Below are 5714 nucleotides of genomic sequence, written 5' to 3'. Positions count from 1 at the left end.
TGTTCGATGCCTTCGGCTCCGCGGAAAAGACGCTGCAGGCCAACATGGGCGGGCACACCGGCGTACCGGAGTTCGCGGGGGAGGACGCGGCCAGGTTCTTCGTTCGGCACCTGCGGTAGCGACGCCCGGCCGCACCCGTTGCATTCATACCCTCAGGGGGTATACAGTCGGTTACGGATACCCAGTAGGGGTATAAAATCCACGGAAGGAAGACGTCATGGCCACGAACGAATACCAGGTAACCGGAATGACCTGCGGGCACTGCGAACTCTCGGTCCGCGAAGAAGTGGAACTGATCCCCGGAATCGAGGACATCCAGGTCAGCGCCCAAACGGGCAGGCTCGCAGTCACGGCCTCCGGACCGCTCGACGATGCCAAGGTGCTCGCCGCCGTGGAGGAGGCAGGCTATTCGGCGGTGCGGAGCGCATGAACACCGGCACGCGCCTGGGACTTTACGGAGCTGGGCTGGTGGTGGCCTTCGGTGGTGCCTTCGGAGTCGCCGGCGCCGTTGTGCCTGACAGTGCGGTTACGGAATGGGCCGAAGAGAGCCCGGCAGGAGGAGCTGAGATGGAAGCCCACGATGCGGAACAGAAGACCACGCCCACCCCGGCCGCTGCGGACCCGGCTGCCCCGAACAGCGTCAAGGGCCTCTCGGCCGAGGCTGACGGTTACCTCCTGTCGCCTGTCCAGGCACCAGGGGCGGCCGGGGAACCGGGCACCCTGGGCTTCCGGATCCAGGACGCCGCAGGCAATCCGGTCACGGAATACCAAACCTCGCATGAACAGGACCTGCACCTGATCGTGGCCCGCTCCGACGGCAGCCAGTTCCGCCACGTCCACCCGGTACTGGATGAATCCACGGGTACGTGGTCAACGCCCTGGGAATGGTCTGAAGCCGGCAGCTATCGGGTCTTCGCGGACTTCAAGCCCGCAGCAGCCGGCGCGGAAGTGGGCTCCCTGACGCTGACGCAAACCGTCCAGGTGGCCGGAGACTTCACTCCCGTGGAGCCGCAGCCCAGCCGAACCGCGCAGGTGGACGGCTTCACCGTCTCGCTCGACGGTGACCTGGCGGCGGGGTCCTCCAGCGACCTCACCCTCACGGTCAGCCGCGACGGCGAACCGGTCACCAGCCTGGAGCCTTACCTGGGCGCCTTCGGACACCTCGTGGCACTGCGCGACGGCGACCTGGCTTATCTCCACGTCCACCCCAAGGGTGAGGAACCCGCTGCCGGGCAGACCTCCGGACCGGAAATTGGATTCGCAGCACAGGTTCCCACCACCGGCCGCTACCTGCTGTACCTGGATTTCCAGGTGGACGGCCAGGTCCACACCGCCGAGTTTGTGCTCGACGCCGGCAACACCGGCACCGGCAGTGCCACACCGGCCGGACCGCATTCAGGCGACGGACACTGACCTGCCCGCTCCATCACATCACCTCAGCAAAGAGAAGGAACTGCACATGAGCACCCCAGCGGCCCCAGGCATGGCGACAGGCACGGGCATCGGTATCGGCGTCGAGCTGGAGATCGGCGGGATGACCTGCGCCTCCTGCGCGAACCGGATTGAGAAGAAGCTGAACAAGCTCGACGGCGTCAGCGCCACCGTGAACTACGCCACCGAAAAGGCGAAGGTCACCGTCCCGGACGGCTATGACCCGGCGCTGCTGATCGCCGAGATCGAAAAGACCGGGTACACCGCGGCCGTGCCCGCACCCAAGGGCGGGAGCAGGAACGCCGCCCCCGGCAACTCCGAGGACGCCGACCCCGAACTGGTGTCACTGCGGCACCGGCTGATCGGCTCGATTGTCCTGACCGTGCCGGTGATCGCCATGGCCATGATCCCCGCTCTGCAGTTCACCTACTGGCAATGGGCGTCCCTGGCGCTGGCCGCCCCGGTGATCGTCTGGGGAGCGTGGCCTTTCCATAAGGCTGCCTGGGCCAACCTCAGGCAGGGCGCAGCGACCATGGACACGCTTATTTCGATGGGCACGTCCGCGGCGTTCCTCTGGTCCCTGTACGCCCTGTTCTTCGGCACCGCAGGAACCCCCGGCATGACCCACCCGTTCGAATTCGCACTGGCACCCTCCGACGGTGCGGCCAATATCTATCTCGAGGTCGGCGCCGGGGTGACCATGTTCATCCTGGCCGGCCGGTACTTCGAGAAGCGGTCCAAGCGCCAGGCCGGTGCAGCACTTCGGGCACTGCTGGAGCTGGGTGCGAAAGAAGTTTCGGTGCTGCGCGGCGGCGTCGAAACGAAGATCCCGGTGGAAGAGCTGCAGATCGGCGACGAGTTCATTGTCCGTCCGGGAGAGAAGATCGCCACCGACGGCGTCGTGGTGTCCGGGACGTCTGCCGTGGACGCCTCGATGCTCACCGGCGAGTCCGTCCCGGTGGAGGTCGCCGAGGGGGATGCTGTCACCGGCGCCACCACCAACGCCGGGGGCCGGCTCGTAGTCCGGGCCACCCGGATCGGCTCGGACACCCAGCTGGCGCAGATGGCCAAGCTGGTTGAGGATGCCCAGACCGGCAAGGCGGAGGTACAGCGCCTGGCCGACCGGATTTCCGGAGTCTTTGTGCCGATTGTCATTATGATCGCCGTCGTTGCCCTTGGCGGCTGGCTGGGCGCCGGATTCCCGGTGACGGCCGCGTTTACAGCCGCCGTCGCGGTCCTGGTTATCGCCTGCCCGTGCGCGCTGGGCCTGGCAACGCCGACGGCACTGCTGGTCGGCACCGGCCGCGGCGCCCAGATGGGCATCCTCATCAAGGGCCCGGAGGTGCTGGAATCCACCCGCAAGGTGGACACGGTTGTGCTGGATAAGACCGGCACCGTCACCACCGGCAAGATGACGCTCGTTGACGCAATCGCCGAGCCCGGCACCGACCGTGCTGACCTGCTGCGCCTGGCCGGAGCGCTGGAAGATTCCTCAGAGCACCCGATTGCCCAGGCGATCGCTAAGGGAGCCACGGAAGAAGCCGGCACCCTCCCGGTCCCGGAGGACTTCGCGAACGTCGCGGGCAAGGGTGTGCAAGGCGTCGTGGACGGGCACGCGGTTGTGGTGGGACGGGAATCGCTCCTCGCGGAGTGGTCGCTGCGGCTGAGTCCCGAGACGGCTGCCGCGAAGGCGCAGGCCGAGGGTGAAGGCAAGACCGTCGTCGCCGTGGGGTGGGACGGAAAGGCCCGCGGCATCCTGGTCGTGGCCGATACCGTCAAGGTGACGAGTGCGGAGGCGATTGCGCAGTTCAAGGCGATCGGCCTGACCCCGGTCCTGCTCACCGGTGACAACGACGCCGTCGCCCGGCAGATTGCCGCGGAGGTGGGCATCGAGGAAGTCATTGCCGAAGTGCTCCCGCAGGAGAAGGTCGACGTCGTCCGTCGGCTGCAGGGTGAAGGAAAGGTCGTCGCGATGATCGGCGACGGTGTCAACGACGCACCCGCCCTCGCACAGGCCGACCTTGGCCTGGCCATGGGCACCGGCGCCGACGTCGCGATCGAAGCCTCGGACATCACCCTGGTGCGCGGCGACCTGCGCAGCGCCGTCGATGCGATCCGGCTTTCCCGAAAGACGCTCGGAACGATCAAAACCAACCTGTTCTGGGCCTTTGCCTACAACGTCGCCGCGGTTCCCGTCGCAGCGCTGGGCATGCTCAATCCCATGCTTGCCGGAGCGGCGATGGCACTCTCCAGTGTCTTCGTTGTCGGCAACAGCCTGCGCCTGCGCGGCTTCAAGAGCCTCGCGAAGCAGTAGCAAGGCCCAGGGTGCCATTCCCCACCAATCACGCAGAACACGAAAGGCACACCATGACGAATGACTCCCAGGCGGAAGCCAGCTGCTGCGGCACCAGCACGCCCAACCCGGCAGCGGCAGGCAATGGCCGCGGAAACCTGCTCGGCGGCAGCCCGGCGGATGACCTGACCACCTGTCCGGTGATGGCAGGCAGCCCAGTCAGCAAAACGGCCGCCGAGGCTGCCGGCCTCTACCGCGACTACGAGGGGGAACGGTACTACTTCTGCTGCGCAGGCTGCGGACCCGCCTTTGACGCGGATCCGGCCAGGTACGCCGCCAGCATGGCCTGACTCCGGCACTCCTGCAGGGCCCGCATCCCGTTCCCGGACGGGGAGTGGGCCCTGCAGGCAGTTCCGAAGTGCGCGGCCGCAACAGCCCGTTCCCCGGTGAATCCCGTCACAATGCGAATTCTTGGACTCAGTCCAAGAAGATGGGGGTGTGAAGACAACTCAAGATGCGGCAGCCGAGCCTGCCGGAACCGTTGATACCCACTCGCGCGGCCGCAAACGCGTGATGACCTATGTGGCACTGTTCGTGGGTGTCCTCGCCGTGAACGCAGGCGTGTTCCTCTGGGGCCTGGCTGCCGGCTGGTGGCAGCCACAGGCCCGCAGCCTGCAGGTAATCGCGGCGGTCTCGCAGATCAACATTCTCCTTTCGATCCTGCCGCGCCAGCACTGGATGGTGAACCTGCTCTCCTTCCTGGCGACCAGGGCTCCCACCTCCTGGCCGCTGCAGCTGCGCTGGCGGCTCGCACAGTACTACCACGTTGGCGGCCTGCACGTTGGGGGAGCCATCGCCGGAACCTTCTGGTACGTGGTGTACGTCGTCCTCCTCGCCCCGGCCTGGGCCGACGGTGAAGCAGGCTACGACGACGTGTCAGTTGGCCTCGCGATCCTGGTGTCGGCGGTGCTCATCACCATCTGCGCGCTGGCTGCGCCGGGATTCCGAACCCGCCATCACGACGTCTTTGAAGCATCGCACCGGTTCGGAACCTGGACCGTGCTGGTGCTGGGCTGGACCAACGCCCTGCTCCTCGCCAAACTGCAGGCCCCGGCGCGCGGCTTCGGCGAAGCACTGCTGGCCTCACCGATCTTCTGGATGCTCGTGGTCTCAACCGGGCTCGCCGTCTGGCCGTGGATCCTGCTGCGGAAGGTGCCCATCACGGTGGAGCGTCCCTCGGACCACACGGTGATCGTCCGGCTGGACCACGGATTCGTGCCACTGGTCGGCACCACGCGGGCCATCAGCCGGCATCCGCTCCTGGGCTGGCACCCGTTTGCCTGCGTCCCGGCGGCGCCTGGCGATTCCGGCTACCGCATGGTCATTTCCCGGGCGGGCGGCTGGACCGGGGAGTTCATTGACAACCCACCCAAGCACATCTGGGTCCGGGGTATCCCGACCGTCGGCGTCGCCAACGCGAAGCGCCTGTTCAACCGCGTGCTGTATGTGGCCACCGGAAGCGGTATTGGCCCCGCCCTCGGGCACCTGCTCACCGATACCCAGGGCGCCCGGCTGGTGTGGGTCACGAAGACTCCGCGGGCAACCTACGGGAATGCGCTCGTTGACGAGGTGGAGCGGGCACAGCCGGACGCCGTCATCTGGAACACCACGGAGCAGGGCAAACCGGATGTGTTCGAGCTGGCCTACGACGCGTATGTGGCGTCCGGGGCCGACGCCGTGATCATCGTTTCAAACAAATCGGTCACCGGACGCGTGGTCAGCGGGTTTGAAAGCCGCGGCATCCCGGCCTTCGGCCCCATCTGGGACTCTTAGGTTGGACCGCTCAGACGCAGCCGGCCAGCACAGCTGACGCATAGGGCAGATGGACGGCGGCGCTGGCGAGGGAGAGGCCGCCGAGGCAGGCCAGGACCAGTGCCGCCGGGACAGCTCCGGCCAGGCCACCGACCGGCTGCACCAAATGGCGGATCCG

At 67.0% G+C, this 5714-nt stretch carries 5 protein-coding genes and 1 pseudogene; all 6 read left to right on the top strand.

Translation table 11 applies throughout. From position 1 onward, the window contains the following. Window positions 1-119, top strand: a pseudogene (locus tag RTN46_RS16235) (alpha/beta hydrolase); the annotation flags it as partial. 98 nt (window positions 120-217) lie between these two features. Continuing rightward, the gene (locus RTN46_RS16230) at window positions 218-430 is read left to right on the top strand and encodes a heavy metal-associated domain-containing protein (protein ID WP_312182938.1); all 213 of its coding nucleotides are present in this window, start codon (window positions 218-220) and stop codon (window positions 428-430) included. Further along, a complete protein-coding gene (locus RTN46_RS16225; RefSeq protein ID WP_312182936.1) occupies window positions 427-1413 on the top strand; it encodes a heavy-metal-associated domain-containing protein in 987 nt (328 codons plus the stop codon). The genes RTN46_RS16230 and RTN46_RS16225 overlap by 4 nt, the downstream gene beginning before the upstream one ends. Window positions 1414-1459: 46 nt before the next feature. After that, the gene (locus tag RTN46_RS16220; RefSeq protein ID WP_312182934.1) at window positions 1460-3745 is read left to right on the top strand and encodes a heavy metal translocating P-type ATPase; all 2286 of its coding nucleotides are present in this window, start codon (window positions 1460-1462) and stop codon (window positions 3743-3745) included. Window positions 3746-3798: 53 nt separating this feature from the next. Continuing rightward, window positions 3799-4074 carry a YHS domain-containing protein gene (locus RTN46_RS16215; protein ID WP_312182932.1) on the top strand — a complete coding sequence of 92 codons (276 nt, stop codon included), beginning with the start codon at window positions 3799-3801 and terminating at the stop codon, window positions 4072-4074. A 148-nt stretch (window positions 4075-4222) separates the two neighbouring features. Then, a complete protein-coding gene (locus RTN46_RS16210; RefSeq protein ID WP_312182930.1) occupies window positions 4223-5557 on the top strand; it encodes a hypothetical protein in 1335 nt (444 codons plus the stop codon). The last annotated feature ends 157 nt before the right edge of the window (window positions 5558-5714 follow it).

The sequence above is a fragment of the Arthrobacter sp. genome (assembly GCF_031988865.1).
Taxonomy (GTDB): Bacteria; Actinomycetota; Actinomycetes; order Actinomycetales; family Micrococcaceae; genus Arthrobacter_B.
The sequence above is the reverse complement of the archived record's forward strand: the minus strand, read 5'-3'. Positions and strand labels throughout refer to the sequence as shown.